General features: G+C 67.5%; 20 protein-coding genes. 10 read left to right on the top strand and 10 right to left on the bottom strand.

All coding sequences use genetic code 11. The annotated features are described in order from the left end of the window. The first annotated feature begins 72 nt into the window (after window positions 1-72). On the top strand, window positions 73-1,548 hold the full coding sequence (gene cls / locus AB4Y67_RS13050) for a cardiolipin synthase (RefSeq protein ID WP_441406204.1): 1,476 nt from the start codon (window positions 73-75) through the stop codon (window positions 1,546-1,548). Window positions 1,549-1,574: 26 nt separating this feature from the next. Here cls and pabB read toward each other — a convergent pair whose 3' ends face one another. From pabB to AB4Y67_RS13025, 5 genes are all read right to left on the bottom strand, one after another. Beyond that, complete coding sequence (gene pabB / locus AB4Y67_RS13045; RefSeq protein WP_441406203.1) at window positions 1,575-3,650, bottom strand: aminodeoxychorismate synthase component I; 2,076 nt, start codon at window positions 3,648-3,650, stop codon at window positions 1,575-1,577. After that, window positions 3,647-4,228, bottom strand: a complete 582-nt coding sequence (locus AB4Y67_RS13040) for a low molecular weight protein-tyrosine-phosphatase (RefSeq protein ID WP_441406202.1) — start codon at window positions 4,226-4,228, stop codon at window positions 3,647-3,649. The genes pabB and AB4Y67_RS13040 overlap by 4 nt, the downstream gene beginning before the upstream one ends. A 167-nt stretch (window positions 4,229-4,395) precedes the next feature. Further along, window positions 4,396-5,019 (bottom strand): LysE family transporter, encoded by a 624-nt coding sequence (locus AB4Y67_RS13035; RefSeq protein ID WP_441406201.1) that lies wholly within the window; start codon window positions 5,017-5,019, stop codon window positions 4,396-4,398. 108 nt (window positions 5,020-5,127) lie between these two features. Next, on the bottom strand, window positions 5,128-5,679 hold the full coding sequence (locus AB4Y67_RS13030; protein ID WP_441406200.1) for a dihydrofolate reductase family protein: 552 nt from the start codon (window positions 5,677-5,679) through the stop codon (window positions 5,128-5,130). Window positions 5,680-5,762: 83 nt separating this feature from the next. After that, window positions 5,763-6,578, bottom strand: a complete 816-nt coding sequence (locus tag AB4Y67_RS13025; RefSeq protein WP_441406199.1) for a methyltransferase domain-containing protein — start codon at window positions 6,576-6,578, stop codon at window positions 5,763-5,765. A 133-nt stretch (window positions 6,579-6,711) separates the two neighbouring features. Here AB4Y67_RS13025 and AB4Y67_RS13020 point away from each other — a divergent pair, with 133 nt between their 5' ends. Further along, window positions 6,712-8,097, top strand: coding sequence for an APC family permease (locus AB4Y67_RS13020; RefSeq protein ID WP_441406198.1), 1,386 nt, complete (start codon window positions 6,712-6,714; stop codon window positions 8,095-8,097). Here the strand turns inward: AB4Y67_RS13020 and AB4Y67_RS13015 are convergent. Next, window positions 8,039-8,554, bottom strand: a complete 516-nt coding sequence (locus AB4Y67_RS13015) for a MarR family winged helix-turn-helix transcriptional regulator (RefSeq protein WP_441406197.1) — start codon at window positions 8,552-8,554, stop codon at window positions 8,039-8,041. The genes AB4Y67_RS13020 and AB4Y67_RS13015 overlap by 59 nt on opposite strands. A 206-nt stretch (window positions 8,555-8,760) precedes the next feature. On the opposite strand from AB4Y67_RS13015, the gene AB4Y67_RS13010 reads away from it, so the two are divergent. After that, window positions 8,761-10,983 (top strand): MMPL family transporter, encoded by a 2,223-nt coding sequence (locus tag AB4Y67_RS13010; protein WP_441406196.1) that lies wholly within the window; start codon window positions 8,761-8,763, stop codon window positions 10,981-10,983. Window positions 10,984-11,037: 54 nt separating this feature from the next. Here the strand turns inward: AB4Y67_RS13010 and AB4Y67_RS13005 are convergent, their stop codons facing one another. Next, window positions 11,038-12,000 (bottom strand): NAD-dependent epimerase/dehydratase family protein, encoded by a 963-nt coding sequence (locus AB4Y67_RS13005; protein ID WP_441406195.1) that lies wholly within the window; start codon window positions 11,998-12,000, stop codon window positions 11,038-11,040. 182 nt (window positions 12,001-12,182) lie between these two features. On the opposite strand from AB4Y67_RS13005, the gene AB4Y67_RS13000 reads away from it, so the two are divergent. The 7 genes from AB4Y67_RS13000 (at window position 12,183) to AB4Y67_RS12970 (ending at window position 18,515) form a co-directional block, all read left to right on the top strand. Continuing rightward, the gene (locus tag AB4Y67_RS13000) at window positions 12,183-12,953 is read left to right on the top strand and encodes a TetR/AcrR family transcriptional regulator (protein WP_441406194.1); all 771 of its coding nucleotides are present in this window, start codon (window positions 12,183-12,185) and stop codon (window positions 12,951-12,953) included. Window positions 12,954-13,095: 142 nt separating this feature from the next. After that, complete coding sequence (locus AB4Y67_RS12995; protein WP_441406193.1) at window positions 13,096-13,488, top strand: hypothetical protein; 393 nt, start codon at window positions 13,096-13,098, stop codon at window positions 13,486-13,488. 285 nt (window positions 13,489-13,773) lie between these two features. Then, the gene (gene dnaK, locus AB4Y67_RS12990) at window positions 13,774-15,636 is read left to right on the top strand and encodes a molecular chaperone DnaK (RefSeq protein ID WP_441406192.1); all 1,863 of its coding nucleotides are present in this window, start codon (window positions 13,774-13,776) and stop codon (window positions 15,634-15,636) included. A gap of 2 nt (window positions 15,637-15,638) precedes the next feature. Next, window positions 15,639-16,313, top strand: coding sequence for a nucleotide exchange factor GrpE (gene grpE / locus AB4Y67_RS12985; RefSeq protein WP_441406191.1), 675 nt, complete (start codon window positions 15,639-15,641; stop codon window positions 16,311-16,313). Window positions 16,314-16,407: 94 nt separating this feature from the next. After that, window positions 16,408-17,397: a DnaJ C-terminal domain-containing protein gene (locus tag AB4Y67_RS12980; protein ID WP_441406190.1), complete on the top strand. Its 990-nt coding sequence runs from the start codon at window positions 16,408-16,410 to the stop codon at window positions 17,395-17,397. A 15-nt stretch (window positions 17,398-17,412) separates the two neighbouring features. Continuing rightward, window positions 17,413-17,835: a heat shock protein transcriptional repressor HspR gene (locus tag AB4Y67_RS12975; RefSeq protein ID WP_441406189.1), complete on the top strand. Its 423-nt coding sequence runs from the start codon at window positions 17,413-17,415 to the stop codon at window positions 17,833-17,835. Window positions 17,836-18,068: 233 nt separating this feature from the next. Next, the gene (locus AB4Y67_RS12970; RefSeq protein ID WP_441406188.1) at window positions 18,069-18,515 is read left to right on the top strand and encodes a hypothetical protein; all 447 of its coding nucleotides are present in this window, start codon (window positions 18,069-18,071) and stop codon (window positions 18,513-18,515) included. Window positions 18,516-18,547: 32 nt separating this feature from the next. Here the strand turns inward: AB4Y67_RS12970 and AB4Y67_RS12965 are convergent, their stop codons facing one another. The 3 genes from AB4Y67_RS12965 to AB4Y67_RS12955 form a co-directional block, all read right to left on the bottom strand. Beyond that, on the bottom strand, window positions 18,548-19,945 hold the full coding sequence (locus tag AB4Y67_RS12965; protein ID WP_441406187.1) for an MFS transporter: 1,398 nt from the start codon (window positions 19,943-19,945) through the stop codon (window positions 18,548-18,550). A gap of 121 nt (window positions 19,946-20,066) precedes the next feature. Then, entirely contained in the window at window positions 20,067-21,305 is a 1,239-nt protein-coding gene (locus AB4Y67_RS12960; protein ID WP_441406186.1) for an NAD(P)/FAD-dependent oxidoreductase, read from the bottom strand. A 7-nt stretch (window positions 21,306-21,312) separates the two neighbouring features. After that, window positions 21,313-21,636 (bottom strand): 2Fe-2S iron-sulfur cluster-binding protein, encoded by a 324-nt coding sequence (locus tag AB4Y67_RS12955; RefSeq protein WP_441406185.1) that lies wholly within the window; start codon window positions 21,634-21,636, stop codon window positions 21,313-21,315. Window positions 21,637-21,641 lie beyond the last annotated feature (5 nt).

Here is a 21,641-nt window from a genome sequence, read left to right as displayed (position 1 = left end):
GCAACGGGATAGGATTTGACCGTTGCCCGTTCCGGAACTGTTCCGCGGGTCTGGAACCTGAGGGGTACGCCTGTGCTGTGGCCGTTTTCGCTGGCGGGTTCACTCCCGTCCTGGGTGATCCTGATCCTGACCGTGGTGGACCTCGCCATCCGGGTCCTGGCCCTCGGCATCATCCCGGGAAACCGCCGTCCGACCACTGCCATGGCCTGGCTGCTGATCATCTTCTTCGTCCCGGCCGTCGGCCTGGTCCTGTTCCTGCTCTTCGGCAACTTCCGGCTCTCCCGCAAACGCCGGGCGCAGCAGGACGCCGTGAACACCCGGGTCCGCGCCGGCACGTCCGAGCTGGCGATGCTGGAAAGCCGCTACGAGGGCCCGGAATGGGTGTCCTCCGCGGCGGAGCTGAACAAGACCCTGGGCTCGCTGCCGATGGTGGACGGCAACCACGTGGAGCTCCTGCCCGGCTACCCGGACTCGATCAAGACGATGGCGGCCGCCGTGCGGAAGGCGGAGTCCTTCGTCAACGCCGAGTTCTACATTCTGAGCTCGGACCACGTCACTGACGATCTGTTGACCGCGATGGAAGAGGCAGCCGAACGCGGCGTCGAGGTCCGCCTCCTGTTCGACCACCTGGGAACCCTGCGCATCAAGGGCTACAGCAAGCTGATCGCCCGGCTCAAGGCCAGCAAGATCCGCTGGCGGCCCATGCTGCCGCTGCGCCCCGTGCACGGGCAGTGGCGCCGCCCGGACCTGCGCAACCACCGCAAGATCATGGTGATCGACGGCGAGGTGGCCTTCACCGGTTCACAGAACCTGATCGAGCCCTCCTACAACAACCCGCGGCACCGCAAGGTCGGCCGCGAATGGGTCGAGCTGATGGCCTGCCTGCGCGGGCCGATCGTCACCACCCTCAACGTCGTCTTCGCCACCGACTGGCTCAGCGAGACCGACGAGTCGCTCGAGGACCAGCTCGCGCACCGGCCCGAACTGCACGCCGGCGACATCACGGCCCAGGTGGTGCCCAGCGGCCCCGGCTTCATCACGGAAAACAACCTGCGGCTCTTCAACACGCTCATCTATTCGGCGCAGCACAAGATCTCGATCTGCAGCCCCTACTTCGTCCCCGACGACTCGCTGCTGTACGCGGTGACGACGGCGGCGCAGCGCGGCGTCGACGTCGAACTCTTCGTTTCGGAAAAAGGCGACCAGTTCCTGGTCCACCACGCCCAGCAGTCCTACTACGAGGCGCTCCTGGAAGCCGGGGTGCGGATCTACCTGTACAAAGCACCGTTTGTGCTGCACGCCAAACACTTCACCATCGACAACGAGGTGGCCGTGCTGGGCTCGAGCAACATGGACATGCGCTCCTTCTCGCTGAACCTCGAGGTCTCGGTGATGCTCCTGGGCGAGGACATCGTGCGGCGGATCAGCGCCGTGGAGGACACCTACCGGGGCATTTCGCGCGAACTCACCCTTGATGACTGGATGAAGCGGCCGATGCGGGTCAAATACGTGGACAACGTGGCCCGGCTGACAGCCACCCTGCAGTAGGCGTCAGCCGTGCTGCGGCGCCGTCGTCAGCCCGGCGGGAACTCCGCGCCGAGCGCCGAGAGGACGCCGAAGGCCTTGGTCCGGATCTCCTCGTACTCCTCCTGGGGCGAGGAATCCGCCGTAATCGCACCGCCGACGCCGAGGCTGAGCCCGGTGCCGCCTCCGACCTGTTCGCTGAGCACAAGGGTCCGGATCGCGACGGCCAGGTCGGTGGCGCCGTTCAGTGAAAAGTAGCCGATCGCACCGGAGTACACGCCCCGGGGAGCGCCCTCGAGCCGGTCGAGAATGGCCATGGTGCTGACCTTCGGGGCGCCGGTCATGGACCCTGCGGGGAAGCACGCCGCGACGGCCTCGGCCCGGGGCATCCCCGGCCTGAGCCGGGCGTCGATGGTGCTCACCATCTGGTGGACCGTGGCGTAGCTTTCGATCGCGCAGAGCCGGCTGACGGACACCGAGCCGGGCACGGCGAAATGGCTGAGATCGTTGCGCAGGAGGTCCACGATCATGATGTTCTCGGCACGGTCCTTGGGGGAGGACTCGAGCTCCTGCCGCAGCAGTGCGTCCCGCGCGGGGTCGGCGTCCCGGTGCCGGGTGCCCTTGATCGGCTCGGCGCGCATCCCGCCGTCGGCCGCGATCCGCAGGAAACGCTCGGGCGAGGTGCTCGCCACGGTGAGGTCCCCGAAGCGCAGGAAACTGGCGAACGGGGCCGGGTTCCGGCGGCGCAACGCCAGATAGGCCTGCCACGGGTCCAGCGCTTCGCCGGGAAGTCTTGCCGTCAGCGCGGTGGTCAGGCAGACCTCGTACGTGTTGCCCTCGGCGATCTCGTACTGGGCCTCGGTGATTTTCGACTTGTAGGCCACCTCCGAGTCCCGTGCCGTGAAGTCCAGCGGGGCGTGGCCGGGGACAGCAGCGCCGACGCCGACGCCGACGCCGACGCCGCTGGCGCCGTCGCCGGATGCTGCCGCGTACCCGCGGGCCGCCGCGGTGGCGGAGCGTGCCGTTTCGAGCCAGTCCCCGGCGTCCGCAGTGTCCAGGGTCAGCAGCCAGACGGTGCGCTCCACATGGTCCAGCACCACGGCGCGGCCGGCGAACAGCAGGCAGGCGTCGGGGGATTCGGCCGTCACGTCACTGCCGCCGGTCTCACGTTTGAGTTCGTAGCCGAGGTAGCCGAGCCAGCCCAGGGTGAACTCGCAGGGGTAGCCCTCCGGGCCGCGGAGGGCGCGGCGGCCCCAGACGCCGTCGAGCCAGCGGAAGAAGGGGCCCTCGGTCCGGACGCTGGCGTTGCCGATGCTCACCTGGGTGCTGCCCGAACTGTGCCGGACCGACTGGCCGAAGGGGCCGCCGTCGTCCGCGAGGATGCTGAAGCGGCACCGTTCCGCCGCGGCGTTGGCCTCCGGTGCCAGGGAGGAATCGAGCCAGACGGCGTTGGCCGAGTGGCCGAAGAGGGACTCGAACAGCCGGGAGGGGTCCGGGGCGGCGTCGATCCGTTCGGCGCGGAGCTCGAGGCCCCGGCGGGCGGCAAGCTCAGGGACCAGCGCCGGGGAAAGCGCCGGCAGGTACTGGAGCGCCTGCAGCACTTCCGCCGGGGCTTCGCCGTCGGCAAGATTGTGCACCAGGACGTCGGCATGGGCGGGAACGTCGTCCCGGGCCAGCCACTCCTCTTCCTGCGCGGCCCACTCGTCCCAGAAAGGTTCGTAGCTTTCGCCGTCCCGGGCGAGGGCCCTGCTGCGCCGGTCCTGTTCGGGTGAATCGGCCCAGATCACCGCGGCCAGGTAGGGGCGGGCTGCCTCCGCGGCGGCCCCCACGCCCTCCACCAGGACGATCTCGGCGGGCAGTGTGGTGCGGGTGGCGCCGTCGTAGTGCGCGGTCCAGTCCCAGCTGACCCACTCGGCCGGCTCGCCGCGGTGCAGCGGGGCCAGGACGGTCGAAGCGTAGCGCTCAATGCCGGCCGCGAGCCCGTTCCAGCCGGGGTAGATGTCCTCGAGGTGGAAGAGGGACACCTTGTGGTGCTCGCGGAGCCGGGCCGCCAGTTCGATCGCCAGGGTGGTCTTGCCTGCGCCGGAGCGTCCGTCGATGGCGATAATGACGGGTGCGGGACTCATGAAATAGAGCGTACCGGCTGCTGTGCATTGGGTTGATCACTGCCGGTACCCTGCTGGTGCGGGTGGTGCCGCAGTGCGAGCTCTGTCCGGACGTGCGCCACGATCCCGGGGAGCGCGGCGTGGATCAGGTTCCAGGTGAGGTCGAAGTCCGCGTGGCCGCCGTACCAGGGGTCTTCGATGCCCTGGTCGAGGGGGTCCTTGCCCGCGACGGCCGGATCGAAGCTGCGCAGCATCCTGACTTTTGCCAGAGACTCGCGGTCCGGCGCCGCCTGCTGCAGCCAGCCGAAGTGGTCCACGTCCAGGGCCAGGATGAGATCGCGGCTCCGGAACCATTCCGCCTGCCATTCACGCGCTACATGACGGTCCGAGGGGATGCTGTGGGCGGTGAGCTTGCGGGCGGCGCGGGGGTCGATCGGCCGGCCCACCTCATACGCCGTGATTCCTGCCGAATCCACGACGGCGCCGGCCAGTCCCTCGGCGGCGAGGGCCTCCGCGAGCATCAGTTCGGCCATCGGGGACCGGCAGATGTTTCCGGTGCAGACCGCGATGATCCGGTACTGGCTCGACATTGAGGTCATAGAGCAAGCATGAGTCATGCGGGTCCGCTTGGCTAGTTTCCGGGCCGCGCGTATTACAAAGTTTGTCACACTTGTATTCCGGGCTGTCATGTGCCGTCGGGGGCCCGCCGGGACCCTGCCTGGGCCGTGGCCCCTGCCTGCCGTATGCCGTTGGTGCGGCGGGTCCGTCAGTGGATCAGGGCCAGCATGACGCCTACCGCCATGAACAGGACACCGAACGTCCGGTTGAGGATCCGCTGGCCGCGGGCATCGTGAGTGAAGCGCTGGAAGGTCTTGGCCGCGGCGGCGAAGAAGAACCACATGACGAGGATGTCGATCACGATCACGGTGGCGGCCAGGATCAGGTACTGCGGCAGCAGCGGATCGCCGGGGCGGATGAACTGTGGCATGAAGGCCAGGAAGAACACGATCGCCTTGGGGTTCAGCAGGTTGACCCAAAGGCCGCGGCGGAACATGGAGGCGGCCGGCTCATTGCGCAGTGCTGCGGCCTTCTCCTGGTCCAGATCGGGCTTATGCCGGAACTGCTGGATGCCCAGATACACCAGGTAGGCGGCGCCGGCGTAGCGGATCACGTTGAACGCGACCGGTGAGCTGGCCACCAGGACTCCGACGCCCAGGGCCACGATCACGACGTGCACGATCAGTGCGGCCTGCTGCCCGAGGATACCCCAGATGGAACGCCGGAAGCCGGAGTTCAGCGAGTTGCTCATGGTGTTGATGGCGCCCGCGCCGGGCGTGAAGCTGATCAGGACGCCGGCGCCCGCCAGGGCCAGCCAAAGGGAGGGTTGCACGGAGCCAGTTTACGGCCGCGGACGGACCCGCCCGGTCGCAGCTTCACAACGCCGTCACACGCCGTGTGCTGCCGGCCGCCGGGAGGTCGCCGGAAGCCTGGCTATCCCTCAGCTGCCGCGCAGGCCGTAGCTCAGAATCATGTTGCCCTTGCTGGTCTGCTGGGATGACTGCAGCTCAAGCCGGGTCAGGGGATCGCCGTCGTTGAAGAGCCGCCGGCCACTGCCGGCCACCACAGGATGGACGATCAGCATCAGGCTGTCCAAGAGCCCGGCGAAGAACAGCTGGCGGACCAGCGAGATGCTGCTGAACACGCCGATGTCGCCGCCGTCGCCGTCCTTCAGCCCCGCGACGAAATCCTCCAGCGGCCCCGCGATCAGTTGCGAGTTCTGCCACGCCAGATCGCCGGCCAGCGTACGGGACGCTACATACTTCGGCAGCGGGTTGATGAACCCGCCGAAGTCGGCGTCGGCATCTGCGTTCGGCCAGTACTCCGCCCATTGCTGGTACCCGACGCGGCCCAGGAGCCCGGTATCGATCCGGCCCATCATCTCGTTCATCCCCGCGCCCAGTTCCTCATCGAAGCTGTCGAATTGCCAAAGGAACGGGTCTTCCACCACGCCGTCCACGGAACTGAACAGCCCGGCCGTCACGTTGCGCATGCTTCCTCCTTGTCACAGGGTGTCTGAGTGCACCCTAGCGGCAGATCCGCCGGCGGGGAATGGCTGGCGTGGACGGCCGCAACTCACGCCCGGGCGATCACCTCGCCGTTGGGGATCAGGAACCAGCCGTCGTCCGTGGAACCCCAGCGGTGCCAGCCGGCCGAAATCCTTGCCAGGTCGGCGGCGTTGGCGAAGCCGTACTCGAGCGCCTGGTCCGCGAAGGCCGAATGCAGCACCCGCTCGCCCCACACCCGTGCCTGCCAGCGGCGCTGCTGGCCGGTGGCGTAGAGCCAGTTGCTGCTGGACGGCGCGACGTCGGTGAACCCGGCGGACTGCGCCCAGGACACCAGGCGGCGGCCGGCGTCGGGCTCGGCGCCGTTGCGGCGGGCGATCCGCTGGTACAGCTCCATCCACTCATCCAGCTCGGGGACGGCCGGGAACCAGCTCATGCCGTGGAAATCGGCGTCGCGCACCGCCACGATCCCGCCGGGTTTGGCGACGCGGCGCATTTCGCGCATGGCAGCGACCGGGTCCGTGAGGTGCTGCAGCACCTGGTGCGCATGCACGACGTCGAACGTTTCATCCTCGAAGTCGAGGTCGTAGATATTGCCGGCGACGAACTCGACGTTCTGCACGCCGCGCCCGGCCGCTAGGGCAGCAGCCTGGCTGATCACCTCCGGCGAGCGGTCCAGCCCGGTGACTTTCCCGGGGGAGACGAGCCCGGCGAAATCGCAGGTGATGCTGCCGGGCCCGCAGCCGACGTCGAGCACCGACACCCCCGGAGCCAGGTACGGGATCACAAACGCCGCGGAGTTCTCCGCCGTCCGTGAGGCGTGGGCTCGGACCACCGACTCGTGGTGGCCGTGGCTGTACACATCTTCAGGCTGCTGCGCACTCATAATGAAACGCTACCGCCCCGCGCCGACAAATCCGTGAAAGCCGGGGGAAGCGGCCGGGAAGACKGCAGGATTTCGCGCGTGCCCGTCCGTTTTGCCGCTTCTGCCCGGCGCCGTTCCGCGGATGATTAGAGGAGTGAACATCAACAGCAGCAGGCAGGCAGGGCTCGGCCTGTTCCGGGCCACCGGGATCTATGTCGGGGCGATCCTGGGCTCGGGCATCCTGGTCCTCCCGGCGATCGCCGCCAAGGAAGCCGGGCCGGCGTCGCTCCTGGCCTGGACCCTGCTGCTCGTGTTCTGCACGCCCGTGGCCTTCAGTTTTGCGGAGATGAGCCGGCAGCAGCCCGACGCCGGCGGAATCGCCCACTTTGTAACGCGCGCCTACGGGCGCCGGGCCTCAGCTGTGGCCGGCTACCTCTTCTACTTCGCCATCCCGTTCGGCGCTCCCGCGACGGCCGTCATCGGCGGCAACTACATCGCCCACGCCCTGGGCGGCGGCCGCGGGACGGCGCTGGTGGCGGCGGCGCTGCTGCTGGCCGCGGCGTTCGCGAGCAACGCCGTCGGGATCCGGATGTCCAGCGGCATCCAGCTGGTGCTGATGGTGCTCCTGGTCGGCCTGCTGGCGCTGGCGGTCGCCCTTGCCGCCCCGTTCGCCCGGGCCGGGAACTTCGAGCCGTTCGCGCCGCACGGCTACTGGGCTGTGGGCGGGGTGGCCAGCCTGCTCTTCTTCTGCTTCGCCGGCTGGGACGCCGTTACGCATCTCGCCGGTGAATTCCGCAACCCGGAACGGGACCTCAAGCGGGCCACATGGCTCACCCTGGTGGTGGTCGGCGTGGTGTACATCGGCGTCGTTGCCGCCTCGGTCGCCGTGCTGGGCCCGGCCCTCCCCGGCAGCGACGTGCCGATCGCGCAGCTGCTTGAAAAGGGGCTGGGCGGACTCGCCGCCCCGCTGACCGCCGTCGCCGCCGCGGTGCTGACCTTCGGCCCCATCAACACCTTCGTTGCCGGTGCCAGCCGGCTGGGTGCGAGCCTGGCGTCCGACGGCGTGCTGCCGCGGACCCTCGTGCGGGGCGCCGGTCCGGGCCAGGTTCCCACGGCCAGCCTGGGACTGCTCGCCGTGATGACGCTCCTGTCCTTCGGTGCGGCCGCGGGCGGGCTGAGCAACACGCAGTTCCAGATCGGGGCGGCGTCGGCGTGCTTCACCGCAGTGACGGCGTTCGGCCTGATTGCCGGGATCCGGTTGCTGCCCGCCCGGACGCCTGCCTGGTACGGCGTCATTGTGGCCGCTGTTGTCATGCTGGCCGTGCTGCTGTTCAGCGGCTGGGCGCTCCTGGTCCCCGTGGGACTGGCGGCGGGGGCGTTGTGGGCGGCACGGCCTGCCCGCCGGGCGGGTGTGGCGGGGGCGCCGCGCCGGCGGCTGCCCGGCTTGCGAACGCTGCCGACGGGACGCGCGGAAGCGGCAACTAGTGCGGGTCGGCTGGAGCCGGTGCCGTCCGCTGCGCCGCCTCCTGCCCGGCCCTGACCGTCGCGTCAATCATCGAAGTCATGAACCGGGTGGCGATTTCCAGCTCCTCGGCGGTGAACTGGGCCATCGCCGCGTCCATCTGGCGGGCCAGCGGCATGAACATGGCGCTTCCGTCGCGGTAGGCCTTGGGGGTCATCCGGAGTTGGACCTGGCGGCGGTCCGTGCCCTGCCGTTCGCGGACCACGTGGCCGGAGTTGTAGAGCCGGTCCACCAGCGCGGTCGTGGCGGGTGAGCTGAGGCGGAGTTCCTTGCGGAGCACTCCCGGAGTGACGATCTGGTTCCTCGCGGTGTGCTGCATGATCACAGCCAGGGCGTTGAGGTCGGTCCGGTGCATGTCATTGCGGCCGCCGGCGGAATCCACGTAGCGGTTGGCCTCGAGGCTGAACTCCTGAAGCAGCCTGACCAGCGGCGGCGGACCGGCGGATTCGGGGCCCCCCGAGGAATCAACTGTCACGGTGCACCTCCCTCTTCCTGTCGCCGGTGACGCCTGTTCCGCAGTTGGTGGCGCCCTCCGGAGTTTACTTCAGCAGGCCGACGCATCGGACCCGCGCCGGTCCCGAGATGATTCCCGGATTCTTGGTTAGCCCATTTATCTCTATCGTGGAGATAGTCTATGATTGAGTCAATTCTACTCCTCCTAGGAATGCACCTGAAGGACCCATGAAAAAGACCCCACTGCACAGTGCCCGTGTCCCCTTCTGGCTGCGCTGGCTGGTTCCGGTCCTGCTCGTCTTCACCTGGCTGGCCATCGCCGGGATCGGCGGGCCCACCTTCGGCCGGCTGGACGAGGTCTCCTCGAACGACCAGGCTTCCTTCCTGCCCGCGGGGGCCGAGGCAACCGCGGCCCAGGACTGGCAGGCCAAGTTCCGGGACTCCAACGAGATTCCCGCCGTCATTGTCATCGAAAGCGGCTCCGCCTTCACGCCGGCGCAGCTCGGCGAGGCGGCAGCACTTAAGGGCAAGCTGGAGGCCGTCGGTGCCGGTAGTACCGTCGTCGGTCCCATCCCGTCAGAGGATGCCAAGGCCGTGCAGTTTGTGGTCCCGATCGATGCGGCCGGTGAAGTCAAGGAAGTGGTCAAGGAACTCCGCGCGGTAGTGCAGGAATCTGCTCCGGAAGGAATGCAGACCTTTGTGACCGGCCCGGCCGGGCTCACCGCGGACCTCGTCAGCGCCTTTGCCGGCATCGACGGCATCCTCCTGCTGGTGGCCCTCGGCGCGGTGTTCCTGATCCTGCTGATCGTCTACCGCTCGCTGCTGCTGCCGATCGCCGTCTTGTTCACCTCGGTCTTCGCCCTCTGTGCCGCCATCCTGCTGGTCTTTGGCATGGCGAAACTGGGCTGGATCCAGCTCAACGGCCAGAGCCAGGGCATCCTGTCCATCCTGGTGATCGGCGCCGCCACGGACTACGCGCTGCTCTACGTGGCGCGCTTCCGTGAGGCATTGACGCACACCACCAACCGCACGGCCGCCGCGCTCACCGCGTGGAAAAACTCGTGGGAGCCCATTACCGCCTCCGGTGCCACCGTCATCATCGCCCTGCTGTGCCTGCTGTTCTCCGACCTCAACTCCAACAAGGCCCTCGGCCCCGTGGCGGCCGCGGGCATCCTCTGCTCGCTCTTCGCCGCCCTGACCTTGCTGCCGGCGCTGATGGCGCTGCTGGGCCGCGCCGCGTTCTGGCCCTTCCGCCCCAAGCTGCTCCCGGAGACCGAGCGCGAGCCTGAACTCGTCACCGGCCTAGAGGGGCAGAAGGGCGTGTGGCGGGCCACCGGTTCCCTCGTTTCCCGCCGGCCCCGGACCGTCTGGATCGCCTCCGTGCTGCTGCTCCTGGTGGCTTCCGCCGGCGTCCTGCAGCTCAAGGCCAACGGTGTTCCGCAGACCGACGTCATCCTCACCGCTTCCAACGCCGTCGACGGCCAGGATGCGCTGGCGCGGCACTTCGACGCCGGCTCCGGCAGCCCCGCCGTGATCGTCGCGGACGAGACCAGGGCCCAGGAAGTCCTGGCGAAGACCAGGGCGACTGGCGGCGTCGGGGACGCCTACCTGCTGGCCGACGGCGGCGCGCCCGTCATCGCGGGCGCGCCGGCTGCTCCAGGCGCTCCCGCCCCCGCGGCTCCCGCAGTGCGGGACGGGAAGGTCCTGATCAACGCGACGCTGAACTTCGCCGCGGACTCCACCGAGGCCGAAAACGTCGTCGTGGACCTCCGCCGGGAACTCAAGGAGATCGACGCCGGCGCGCTGGTCGGCGGAGTGACCGCGACGGCCCTGGACACAAACACCACCGCCCAGCGGGACCTTGTCACCATCATCCCGGTGGTCCTCTCCGTCATCCTCGTGATCCTGATGCTGCTGCTGCGCTCGGTGCTGGCGCCGGTCCTGCTGGTCGCCTCGGTGGTCCTGTCCTACGGCGCCGCAATGGGTGTCTCCGCCTTCGTGTTCAACAACGTCTTCGGATTCCCGGGTGCCGACGCCACGGTTCCGCTGTTCGGGTTCGTGTTCCTCGTCGCACTCGGCGTGGACTACAACATCTTCCTGATGAGCCGGGTCCGGGAGGAATCTCTTAAGCACGGCACCCGGGCCGGGATCCTGCGCGGCCTCGGCGTCACGGGCGGTGTGATCACCTCCGCCGGCGTGGTGCTCGCGGCCACCTTCGCGGCCCTGGGCGTCATCCCCATCATGTTCCTGGTGCAGCTGGCCTTCATCGTGGCCTTCGGGGTGCTGCTGGACACCGTGCTGGTCCGCTCCTTGCTGGTGCCGGCCCTGGCCTACGACATCGGCCCGCGGATCTGGTGGCCCAGCAGGATGGGACGCCCCGAGGCGGATGCCGCCGCAAGCGCCCTGCCCGCCGTCCCGGAGCCCGCGCCCGCGGAGGCGGGAAGCCGCTAAGCGGAACCCCGATGGCCAAAACCCCGCTCGTCGGGACTTAGACCGCAGCCGTCGTCACCGTTCCTGGTCCCCCCACCAGGCGACCGTGGCGGCGGCTGCTTCCGTCAGCGGGGTGGGCGCCACGCCGAGGGCGGCCTGGCTCGCAGTCGAATCCATCACGAACGGGCGCTCGAACTGGTACAGCGTCTCGGCGATTTCCCGCATGTCAGGGGAGAACACCGTCATCGCCTTCAGCGCCCATCCGGGGATCGCCGTGACGCGCGGGGCGCGGGCGCCGGCTGCGCTGGCGAAGGCCCCCGCAAGCTCGCGCTGGGTCAGCGCAGGTCCGGTGGGCGCATGCCACACCCGGTTCCATGTGTTCGGCTTGTCCGCCGCGGCGATCATGGCGGCAGCGAGGTCGGGGACGTACGTGAACGAATGCGGCTGGTCCGCCCGGCCGACCACCTGCATTGGCTTGCCGGCCGCGACGGGACGGACCATACGCTCGCCGGCGTGCGACATGCGGACCCTGGGGCCGAAGAAATCACCCGCCACGACGCTCACGGTGTCGGTCGCGGAGGCAGCCCGGGCCTTCAGCAGCGCGGTGCGGACGCCCCGCTTGCCGCCCTGCGCCTCGCGCGGCCCCTCCTCGGTCATCGGCCGGTCAGGTTCGCTGTAGGAGTACAGGCTCTCCGGGAAGACGACGACGGCGCCCGCCTCGCCTGCCGCGGCCAGCACGGCCTGCTCGGCGCCCGGAAGTTCCGCCGCCCAGACCTTCGCGTCGTACTTGGAGCCGTGGATGCAGTGGAACACGGCTGTGGCGCCGCTGAACAACCCGCCAAGCTGCGCCGCGTCGGACACGTCCGCTGCCTTCTTCTCGATGAGCAGGTGGTCCGGGCCGTTGCCGGAACGGGTGAGCACGCGGACCCGGTGGCCTGCGGCAGCAAGCTGCTCGGCAACTGTCCAGCCGACGGGCCCGGCTCCGGTAACTACAAAGAATGCCCGGGCCGGGGACTCCGGGGATTTGGGCTGGGACACGTTGGTTTCCTTTCGCTGGGTTGGGTTCGGTTGTTGCCGTCCGGGCGGGGTTGCCCTGCAGCCTGGCCTCACCGATTTTGAGAGCAGTGCTCTCTGGATACAGAATGCGTCCATCCTTCCGGGATGTCAAGAGCGGTGCTCACATTTGTTGACACTGCTCTGATTTGTGAAATGCTGGAGCCGTGCCACAGACCGCCAGCTCCCCGCCCCAGAAGCCACTCACGCCCCGCGAGCGGGCCCGGGTCCGGACCATTGAGGACATTGTCCGCCTCGGCCGGGAACATTTGGCGCTGCACGGGGCTGCCGCTCTGTCGCTGCGCGCCGTGGCGAGGGATCTCGGCGTCGTCTCCTCGGCGGTCTACCGCTATGTGGAGAATCGCGAAGAGCTGCTGACCCTGCTGCTGGTCGATGCGTACAACGAGCTCGGGGACGAAGTGGAAGCCGCCGTGGCCGTCCTTCCGGTGGGCGATTTCGCCGGACGGTTCAGTGCGCTGGGCTCCGCGGTGCGGCGCTGGGCCCTGCGCGAACCGGCCCGCTACGGGCTCCTCTTCGGCAGTCCCGTGCCCGGCTATCGAGCGCCGGCCGAGCGGACCACCGGCCCGGGTACGCGGGTCATATATGCGCTGATGGCACTCCTCGACGGCGCTTACCGCGCCGGACGGCTGACGATGCCTGGCGGTCCGGCTGCCGTCACCGCGCCGCTGGCGGCCGACTTGGAGAGCATCCGGGCCGGGATGGGACTCGCCGTGCCGGACAGCCTGATGGCGCGGGGTGCGCTCGTCTGGACCTCACTCTTCGGCGCCATCAGCTTCGAGGTCTTCGGCCAGTACGGCGCGGATACGTTTGCCGCCCCGGATGAGCTCTTCGCCCACCATCTGGCCGTGCTGGCGGATCTCGCGGGACTTGGGCCCTCGGCGGGCCAGTCCGGCGGGCGGGCCGCTCAGCCGGAATAACTGTTAAGTCGACCCACGGCCGGGCCGCCGCCGGGGCGGGGTCTCTCCGTTTCCCTGATCCCCCTGTTGTCTCCCGGCGGCGCTCGATAGACTGCCCCTGCGCCTGCCTGGGCGCGCTGAAGCTTCCAGGAGGGATCCAACCATGTCCGAAAACAGTGAGTTTGACCGCAAGGCAGCAGAGCCCGAAGCAGAGGCCGCCGAGGGCCAGTACGTCGAGGGAGACTATGGCACCGCGGGCACTGCCGGGGAGAATCCGCCCGAGGCCGCCGAGGGCGAATACCCCACCGGCGACTACGGCTCGGCGGGCGTCGCCGGCGCCACCGCCGTCGGCACCGAAGAGGGCGACTACCCCGAGGGTGACTACGGGACGGCGGGTGGCACCGGCGCAGCATCGGCCGCCGTCGAAGAGGGGGAGTATCCCGAAGGTGATTATGGAGCAGCCGGCGCCGCCAGTGGCCGGCCGGCCCGCCGCGCCGCCGACGAGGCGCCCGCGAGGGACGAATCTGCCGGCGAAGAGGGCCGCGGCGAACGCTAGGAGGACATCCAGGCGGCGGACTTCGCGCACAGCGAACAGCGGGGCGTCAGCGCCGCGGCTGCACAACCATGCCCGGAATTCCGGGAATTCCCAGCCGCTGAAGAAACGCTCCGCAGCGCCAAAAAAGTGAAGTTGAGCGTAGGTCACTCAACTTTGAATTGACTTTGAAACGCCCCTGAGTAAAGTTGAGTGCAGATCGCTCAATAACGGTCGGATCCGGCGAGCTATAACCGCTGCGGTCCGCAGCCATCTCAGCAAGTTTCCAAGGAAAGAAGGAAGCAACACATGTCACGTGCAGTAGGTATTGACCTCGGAACAACCAACTCCGTCGTCTCCGTTCTCGAAGGTGGCGAGCCCACCGTCATTGCCAACGCCGAGGGTGGCCGCACCACGCCGTCGGTTGTTGCGTTCTCCAAGTCCGGCGAAGTGCTGGTCGGCGAGATCGCCAAGCGCCAGGCCGTCAACAACATTGACCGCACCATTGCTTCCGTCAAGCGCCACATGGGCACCGACTGGTCCGTCGCCATTGACGACAAGAAGTACACGGCGCAGGAGATCTCCGCCCGTATCCTCATGAAGCTCAAGAACGACGCCGAGTCCTACCTCGGTGAAAAGGTCACGGACGCCGTGATCACCGTTCCCGCGTACTTCAACGACGCCGAGCGCCAGGCCACCAAGGAGGCCGGCGAAATTGCGGGCCTCAAGGTCCTGCGCATCGTCAACGAGCCCACCGCGGCTGCACTGGCCTACGGCCTGGACAAGGGCAAGGAAGATGAACTCATCCTCGTCTTCGACCTCGGCGGCGGAACCTTCGACGTCTCCCTCCTCGAAGTGGGCAAGGACGAAGACAACTTCTCCACCATCCAGGTCCGCTCCACCGCCGGCGACAACCGCCTCGGCGGCGACGACTGGGACCAGCGCGTCGTCGACTACCTGCTGAACCAGCTCAAGGTCAAGGGCATCGACCTGTCCAAGGACAAGATCGCCCTGCAGCGCCTGCGTGAGGCGGCAGAGCAGGCCAAGAAGGAACTCTCCTCCTCCACCAGCACCAACGTCTCGCTCCAGTACCTCTCCGTCACCCCCGACGGCCCGGTGCACCTGGACGAGCAGCTGACCCGCGCCAAGTTCCAGGACCTCACCAAGGACCTGCTCGAGCGCACCAAGAAGCCGTTCCACGACGTCATCAAGGAAGCCGGCATCCAGCTGTCCCAGATCGACCACATCGTGCTCGTCGGCGGGTCCACCCGTATGCCGGCCGTCTACGACCTGGTCAAGGAACTCGCCGGCGGCAAGGAACCGAACAAGGGCGTGAACCCGGATGAGGTCGTCGCCGTCGGCGCTGCCCTGCAGGCCGGTGTCCTGAAGGGTGAGCGCAAGGACGTCCTCCTGATCGACGTCACCCCGCTCTCCCTCGGCATCGAAACCAAGGGCGGCATCATGACGCACCTGATCGAGCGCAACACGGCCATCCCGACCAAGCGCTCCGAGACCTTCACGACGGCGGATGACAACCAGCCGTCCGTGGCCATCCAGGTCTTCCAAGGCGAGCGTGAGTTCACCCGCGACAACAAGCCGCTGGGCACGTTCGAACTGACCGGTATCGCTCCGGCCCCGCGCGGCGTCCCCCAGGTCGAGGTCACCTTCGACATCGACGCCAACGGCATTGTCCACGTGTCCGCGAAGGACAAGGGCACCGGCAAGGAACAGTCCATGACCATCACGGGCGGTTCCAGCCTCTCCAAGGAAGACATTGACCGCATGGTCAAGGACGCCGAGGAGCACGCAGCAGAGGACAAGGCCCGCCGCGAGGCAGCCGACACCCGCAACACTGCCGAGCAGCTCGCCTACTCCGTGGACAAGCTGATCGCCGACAACGCCGACAAGCTGCCGGAAGAGGTCAAGACCGAGGTCCAGGCCGACGTCGACGCCCTCAAGGCAGCCCTCGAAGGCACTGATGACGCCGCCGTGAAGACCGCGTTCGAGAAGCTCCAGGCTTCCCAGGGCAAGCTCGGCGAGGCCATCTACGCCCAGGCAGGTTCCCCGGACGGCGCCACCGGCGCCCAGGGTGCACCGGCCGGTGAGCCGGCAGCCGGCACCGATGAGGACATCGTCGACGCCGAGATCGTTGACGAAGACGAGAAGAAGTAGCCATGCCGCATCACGGTAACGAAGAAGAGCACGGTTCTTCCGAGAGCCGTCGCGACGCTGAACAGCGGGAAAGCGAGCCGCAGAAGCCGATCATCCACGACAACCGCAAGGTTGATCCGAAGACCGGCCAGGCCCGCCACCCCGACCAGGAGCACGCCGATGCTGCGGATTCCCGTTCCGGGGACGCACTGTCCCAGGCGGAGGACATCCTCAACAGCGTTGAGGTGCCGGCCGCGGAGTCCGTGGCCCAGGGTGCCGACGGTGCGGAAACGGAGGAGCTCAGGAATGACCTTCGCCGCCTGCAGGCCGAGTACGTCAACTACCGCAAGCGGGTCGAACGCGACCGTGCCGTGGCAGGGGAGATGGCCGTCATCGGCGTCCTGAACTCCCTGCTGCCGGTCCTGGACGACGTCGACGCCGCCCGCCAGCATGGTGACCTCGCGGACGGACCGTTCGCCGCGATCGCCGCCAAGCTGGAGAACGCGCTGAAGACGTACGGCCTGGTGCGCATCAATGAGACCGGCGTGGAGTTCGACCCCACGATCCACGAGGCCCTCATCCAGCAGCCCGGCCAGGACGTCGAGATCGACACCGTCAGCCAGGTTCTGCGCTCCGGCTACAGGTCCGGCGACCGCGTGCTCCGCGCAGCACAGGTCATCGTCGCGGTTCCGGCGTAGCAGCACGCCATCGAGGTGACAGTTCGCGCCCGTGTTTCAACCAAACATGGGCGTGAACTGTCACCTCGGCACACACTTTTGWAAGGAAACGCCATTGGCTAGTCAGGACTGGGTGGACAAGGACTTTTACAAGATCCTTGGAGTCGCCAAGGACGCTTCCGACGCCGACATCAAGAAGGCTTACCGGAAGCTCGCGCGGCAGCACCACCCGGACACGAACGCCGGTGACACCGCGTCGGAGAAGAAGTTCAAGGACATCTCCGAGGCCTACTCCGTGCTTTCCGATCCCGACGAGCGCCAGCAGTATGACGCCATCCGGGCCATGGGCGGCGCACGGTTCGCGCCCGGTGGCGGCGGCGGCGGAGCCGGTGGCGGGGCCGGCTTCGAGGACCTCTTTGGCGGGTTGTTTACCGGCGGCGGGGGACGCCACTCCGGCGGCTACAGCACGGCGGGCGGCATGCCGCCGGAATTCGCCGACCTGTTCGGCGGTGGCGCCGGCGGCGGCTTCGGCGGGGGCCAGTCGTTCCAGCGTGCCCCGCAGAAGGGCGCGGACCGCACGGCGTCCACCTCCATTTCCTTTGCCGGGTCCATCCGCGGTACCACCATCGGCCTGCGTGAACCGGACGGCGAAGTCATCGACGTGCGCATCCCGGCCGGCATCAAGGACGGCCAGAAGGTCCGGGTCCGTGGCAAGGGCCAGTACGGTCCGGCCGGGTACGGGGACCTCATGGTCACCGTCGCGGTGAAGCCCCACGATTTTTACGTCCGCGACGGCGACAACCTGCGCATCCACGTGCCGGTCACCTTCCCGGAGGCAGCCCTGGGTGCCGATATCGAGGTTCCCACCATCGACGGCGACAAGGTCAAGGTACGCGTCCCGGCCGGCACGCCGTCGGGCCGTACCCTCCGGGTCAAGGGGCGCGGCGTCAAGCACTCCAAGGCAACCGGGGACCTGCTGGTGACGATCGACGTCGCCGTCCCGCGGAAGCTCAGCAAGGAAGCCGAGGAGGCCGTCAAGGCCTTCGGCGCGGCCACCGCCGGCGAGGACGTCCGCGCCGAACTGGCAGCCAAGGCCCGGCTCTAAGAACGGGTGCCTGCCATGGCCATCGAGTACGAGCAGCCGATCTTCGTGATCTCCGTCGCCGCGGAGCTGGCGGACATGCACCCCCAGACGCTGCGGCAGTATGACCGGCTGGGCATCGTGTCGCCCAGCCGCGCGCCCGGCAAGTCCCGGCGCTATTCACAGCGGGACATCACCATGCTCCGCGAGGTGCAGCGGCTCTCCCAGGAGGGTGTTTCGCTCGAAGGCATCAAACGGATCCTCCAGCTGGAAAACCAGGTGGCTGCCCTGCAGCGGCGCGTTACCGAACTCAGCGAGGAAATCGAACGCCGCCCCCGCGCGCTGGACTCCCGCATCTTCGCCGCCGGAGCCGCGGGCGACGTCGTCAGCCTGGCCCGCGGCCAGCGCCCCCGTGCCCGCTCCCAGGCCGTTGTGGTGTGGCGGCCGCGGAACAGCGAGTGACGGAGCCGGTTTCCGGCTCCCTCCTCCGTCCTCCCTCTTCTGTCCACGTAGTCAGCGCCCCAGAGTGAGTACTGGTGCGCTGTCGCCGGGTGTCAGCGTCCGTAAAGACGGGTACAGCGTTTGCGTGACTTCGGGGCCGCCGGGCCGTTTGAATTGTCCATGGCAGGAATCTGGCGTCGCAGCCAGTGAAGCAGCGAGGACAGCCGGGGGGGGCACCTAATGTTGAATCCATCTTGGCCGGGCAGATCGGCACCTGGACCCGCACTGATCGCGGGCAGGTCATGAACTCCGGACTCCAGGTCCTGGCGATGTTCGCCGGATCCCTGACCGGCTCAATCCTGCTGTCCCTGGGCCAGACGGTGGTGGTGGTGTGTGTCTGCTTCGACATGGTCCGCGCCCTCTCCGTGCCCCGGTCGCATCGCCGTTACGTGGCCAACACCGTCTTCACCACCCTGGCCTGGCCGTCGATCCTGATCAGCGCGGTCACCGTGCTGATCGATGCTGCCAGCGGAACGTGGCAGGAGGTTGCGGCCGGAGTCTTTGTGATGGTCATGGTGATCTTCCGGTGGCGCCACGGCGGCGACGAGGACAGTTGGTGGAAGGGCAAGGGCAAAAAACTGGCCCGCTGGGCCCGCCGCCAGTTCAGTTCGGGCACGGCGGCGGCACCGGCCATGGGTTGACCGGCGCCGCTGCGCGCTGTGATCGAGCGTGGTCAGGCGTTCACGTCGACGTCCTCGCGGACGGTGGGCCGGCGGCTGTCGAAGACTGTGGCGCCGACTTCCTGCTCGGCCTGGTTGTTGATACTCAGGTCAATGCCTTTGCGGTCGCGGATGACTAGGACCGCTCCGGTGGAAACCAGCGCGACAATCAGCAGATAGACGGAGACCGAAACCGTGGTCCCGGTGGCCTGCACCAGCGCGGTGGCGATCATGGGTGCGAAGGCGCCGCCGATGATGGCACCCAGCGCATAGGAAATCGCGACGCCGGAGAACCGGATGGAGGCGGGAAACAGTTCGCTGTAGACGGCAGCCTGCGGACCGTACGTCAGGCCGAGCCCCACGGTGAACATTGCCAGGCCCAGGAACAGGGCCCAGATGTTGCCGGTATTGACCAGCCAGAACAACGGGAAGACTGTCACGATCAGGCAGCCATAGCCGATGAGATAAGTCTTCTTCCGGCCGATGCTGTCGGAGAGGAACCCGGCGATCAGCGTAAAGACGAACCAGAGGGCGGCGGAGGCCGTAACTGCCATGAGGACCGAGGTGCGGTCCATGGCAAGTCCCTTGGGGTTTGTGGCATAGCTGAGGATGTAGCCGCCGGTGGTCATATAGCCGGCGGCGTTGTTGCCCGCAAAGATGAGGGCAGCGATGATGACCAGCAGCCAGTGCTTCTTAAACAGTTCAACAACCGGGACGCGGGTCTGCTGCTTCTTTTGCGCGATTTCCTCGAAAACGGGGCTTTCCTCGACGCTGCGACGGACCACAAATCCCACGATGATAAGAACGAAGCTGAGCAGGAACGGGACGCGCCAGCCCCACTCCACAAAGGCCGCACCGGGGGAGATCACGCCGGACATCAGAGCTAGGACGCCGGAGGCAAGGAGCATGCCCAAGGGAACGCCGAGCTGGGGGAAGGAACCGAACAGGCCGCGCTTGGAACGGGGGGCGTGTTCAACGGCCATCAGAACCGCGCCGCCCCATTCCCCGCCTGCCGAAATGCCCTGCACGATGCGCAGCAGAAGCAGCAGGATGGGTGCCACGATGCCCGCGGTCTCGTAGGTGGGCAGCACACCGATGAGCGTGGTGGCAACACCCATCATGATCAGTGTGATGACGAGCATTGCCCGTCGTCCCAGGCGATCGCCGAAGTGTCCGGCCAGGAAGGCCCCTAGCGGGCGGAACAGGAAACTCAGTCCGACGGAGGCGAAAGAAATCAGGATGCCGATGTCACTGCCGGCCGGCTCGAAAAAGAGTTTTGCAAAAATCAGGCCCGCGGCATTGGCGTAGATGAAAAAGTCGTACCACTCGATGGTGGTTCCGACGATGGTAGCGAACGCCACGCGGCGGTTTTCCTTTGCCGAGCGTCGCTGCTCGAGCGGGATAGCACTCATGTTTTATTCCTTGTTGCGGAGGGCCACGTCTGCGTGGCGCGAAAAGGGATGCGGGGATGCAACTATCTACGATCTCATACATGAAATCGTATACAATCAATTAGTGTAGTTGTGATTCAAGTCATGTCAATGCCCGCGCAGGAACCTGCAGCGAATGGGCTTTGACGTCGAACGCCTGGTCCGCAGCCTCTGCGGGTGAAACCGACCGGCCCTGCGCCAGCAGCCGGCGGGCCGCCATGTGGTCGCCTGGGCTGTTGACGGACTCAACGGCAGCAAGGTCACCGTCCCGATAGCAGAAAACGGAGAACCTATTCGCGGCTGGATCGCCACGGAGCACCGTTTGGTCCCCGGGGCGGCTCAGCCCGGCGATCTGCAGCTTGAGCGGGCCTTGCTGGGACCAGAACCACGGAAGTGAGGCGTACCGCTCGGCTTTCCCGAGGATGGAACGGGCCGTGTGCCTGGCCTGGTCGGTGGCATTCTGGGTGGACTCGAGCCGTATTCGGGCGCCTGCCCGAGCGGGGAAGCTGGCGCAGTCTCCGAGGGCGAAGATGGCGGGGTCTGACGTGCGCATGCCGGCGTCCACGACGATCCCGTTATCCACGGCCAGTCCGGCCGCGGTGGCCAGTTCGGTCCGAGGCACCACGCCGATACCCACCAACACCAGGTCGGCCGGGTAGGTCTGTCCGCTGGTGCTGACGGCTCCGCTGACCTGGCCGTCCCGACCGGCGAAGGCCGCTATTCCTTCGCCGAAACGCATGGTCACGCCGTTGCGTTGATGCGCCTGCGCAAAATAGTTGGACATTGTGGGCGTGAGCGCGCGGGCCATGGGGCGGTCGGCAAATTCAAGGACTGTCACATCCAAGCCGCGCTGCCGTGCCGCCGCAGCAAACTCCATGCCGATGAAGCCGGCGCCGATCACCACCACGGATGTGGCCCGGTTCAGGCTGGCGTGGATGGTCCGGGCATCCGAGAGGGTCCGCAGCCCGTGTATGCCGCCCAGCTGGCTGCCGGGGATGTCAAGGGTGCGGTTGGCCGCGCCGGTGGCCAAAACCAGGGTCGAGTAGCCGAGGCGGGATCCGCCGGCCAGCGTTACGGTGCGCGATTCCCTGTCTACCGCTGTGACCGACGCGCCCAGACGGGAATCGACGTCGTTCTCGGCAAAGAATCTTTCGGCCCGTAAGGGCAACGGCTGCGGTTCGTGGCCTGTAGCCATGAAATCCTTGGAGAGCGGAGGCCGCTGGTAGGGAAGGTGCTCCTCCTCGCCGATGACCGTGATGGGCCCGGTGTAGCCCTCAGCGCGCAGGGACTCAACCAATTGGATCCCCGCCTGGCCGTTTCCGACGATAACAACGTTGTCCATGGGCCGCTCAGACCTGTTGTCCCGGAACATCGACTTCGAGGCCGTAGCCGTCTTTGAGGAAGACCTGGCAGCCCAGTCGGCTTCGCTCCGGATCCCGGGGATCCACGGTGCAGTCGAGCATCTCCTCTTCCTCTTCGCCGATCCCCGGCAGGCCGGGAACATATTCCTCGCGGACATAGACGTGGCAGGTGGCGCACATGGCCTGGCCGCCGCATTCGCCGATAATGCCGGGCACGCCGTTGGCGACGGCGGCGCGCATGATGGAGGTCCCGGCGGCAACGTCGAGGACATCGACGTTGCCGCCGTTGTGGTGAAAACTGATTTTGGTCATGGTTC

Origin of the sequence: Arthrobacter sp. YAF17, from assembly GCF_052113365.1 — a bacterium.
Lineage (GTDB): Bacteria > Actinomycetota > Actinomycetes > Actinomycetales > Micrococcaceae > Arthrobacter.
The sequence above is the reverse complement of the archived record's forward strand: the minus strand, read 5'-3'. Positions and strand labels throughout refer to the sequence as shown.

What these genes read in the sequence shown, in the direction of transcription:
- AB4Y67_RS13010 (WP_441406196.1), top strand. Translation starts at nt 8,761, where the DNA reads ATGAAAAAGACCCCACTGCACAGTGCCCGTGTCCCCTTCTGGCTGCGC.
- dnaK (WP_441406192.1), top strand. Translation starts at nt 13,774, where the DNA reads ATGTCACGTGCAGTAGGTATTGACCTCGGAACAACCAACTCCGTCGTC.
- AB4Y67_RS13040 (WP_441406202.1), bottom strand. Translation starts at nt 4,228, where the DNA reads ATGACCTCAATGTCGAGCCAGTACCGGATCATCGCGGTCTGCACCGGA.
- AB4Y67_RS12960 (WP_441406186.1), bottom strand. Translation starts at nt 21,305, where the DNA reads ATGGACAACGTTGTTATCGTCGGAAACGGCCAGGCGGGGATCCAATTG.
- AB4Y67_RS12965 (WP_441406187.1), bottom strand. Translation starts at nt 19,945, where the DNA reads ATGAGTGCTATCCCGCTCGAGCAGCGACGCTCGGCAAAGGAAAACCGC.
- pabB (WP_441406203.1), bottom strand. Translation starts at nt 3,650, where the DNA reads ATGAGTCCCGCACCCGTCATTATCGCCATCGACGGACGCTCCGGCGCA.
- grpE (WP_441406191.1), top strand. Translation starts at nt 15,639, where the DNA reads ATGCCGCATCACGGTAACGAAGAAGAGCACGGTTCTTCCGAGAGCCGT.
- AB4Y67_RS12955 (WP_441406185.1), bottom strand. Translation starts at nt 21,636, where the DNA reads ATGACCAAAATCAGTTTTCACCACAACGGCGGCAACGTCGATGTCCTC.
- AB4Y67_RS13025 (WP_441406199.1), bottom strand. Translation starts at nt 6,578, where the DNA reads ATGAGTGCGCAGCAGCCTGAAGATGTGTACAGCCACGGCCACCACGAG.
- AB4Y67_RS12975 (WP_441406189.1), top strand. Translation starts at nt 17,413, where the DNA reads ATGGCCATCGAGTACGAGCAGCCGATCTTCGTGATCTCCGTCGCCGCG.
- AB4Y67_RS12995 (WP_441406193.1), top strand. Translation starts at nt 13,096, where the DNA reads ATGTCCGAAAACAGTGAGTTTGACCGCAAGGCAGCAGAGCCCGAAGCA.
- AB4Y67_RS13030 (WP_441406200.1), bottom strand. Translation starts at nt 5,679, where the DNA reads ATGCGCAACGTGACGGCCGGGCTGTTCAGTTCCGTGGACGGCGTGGTG.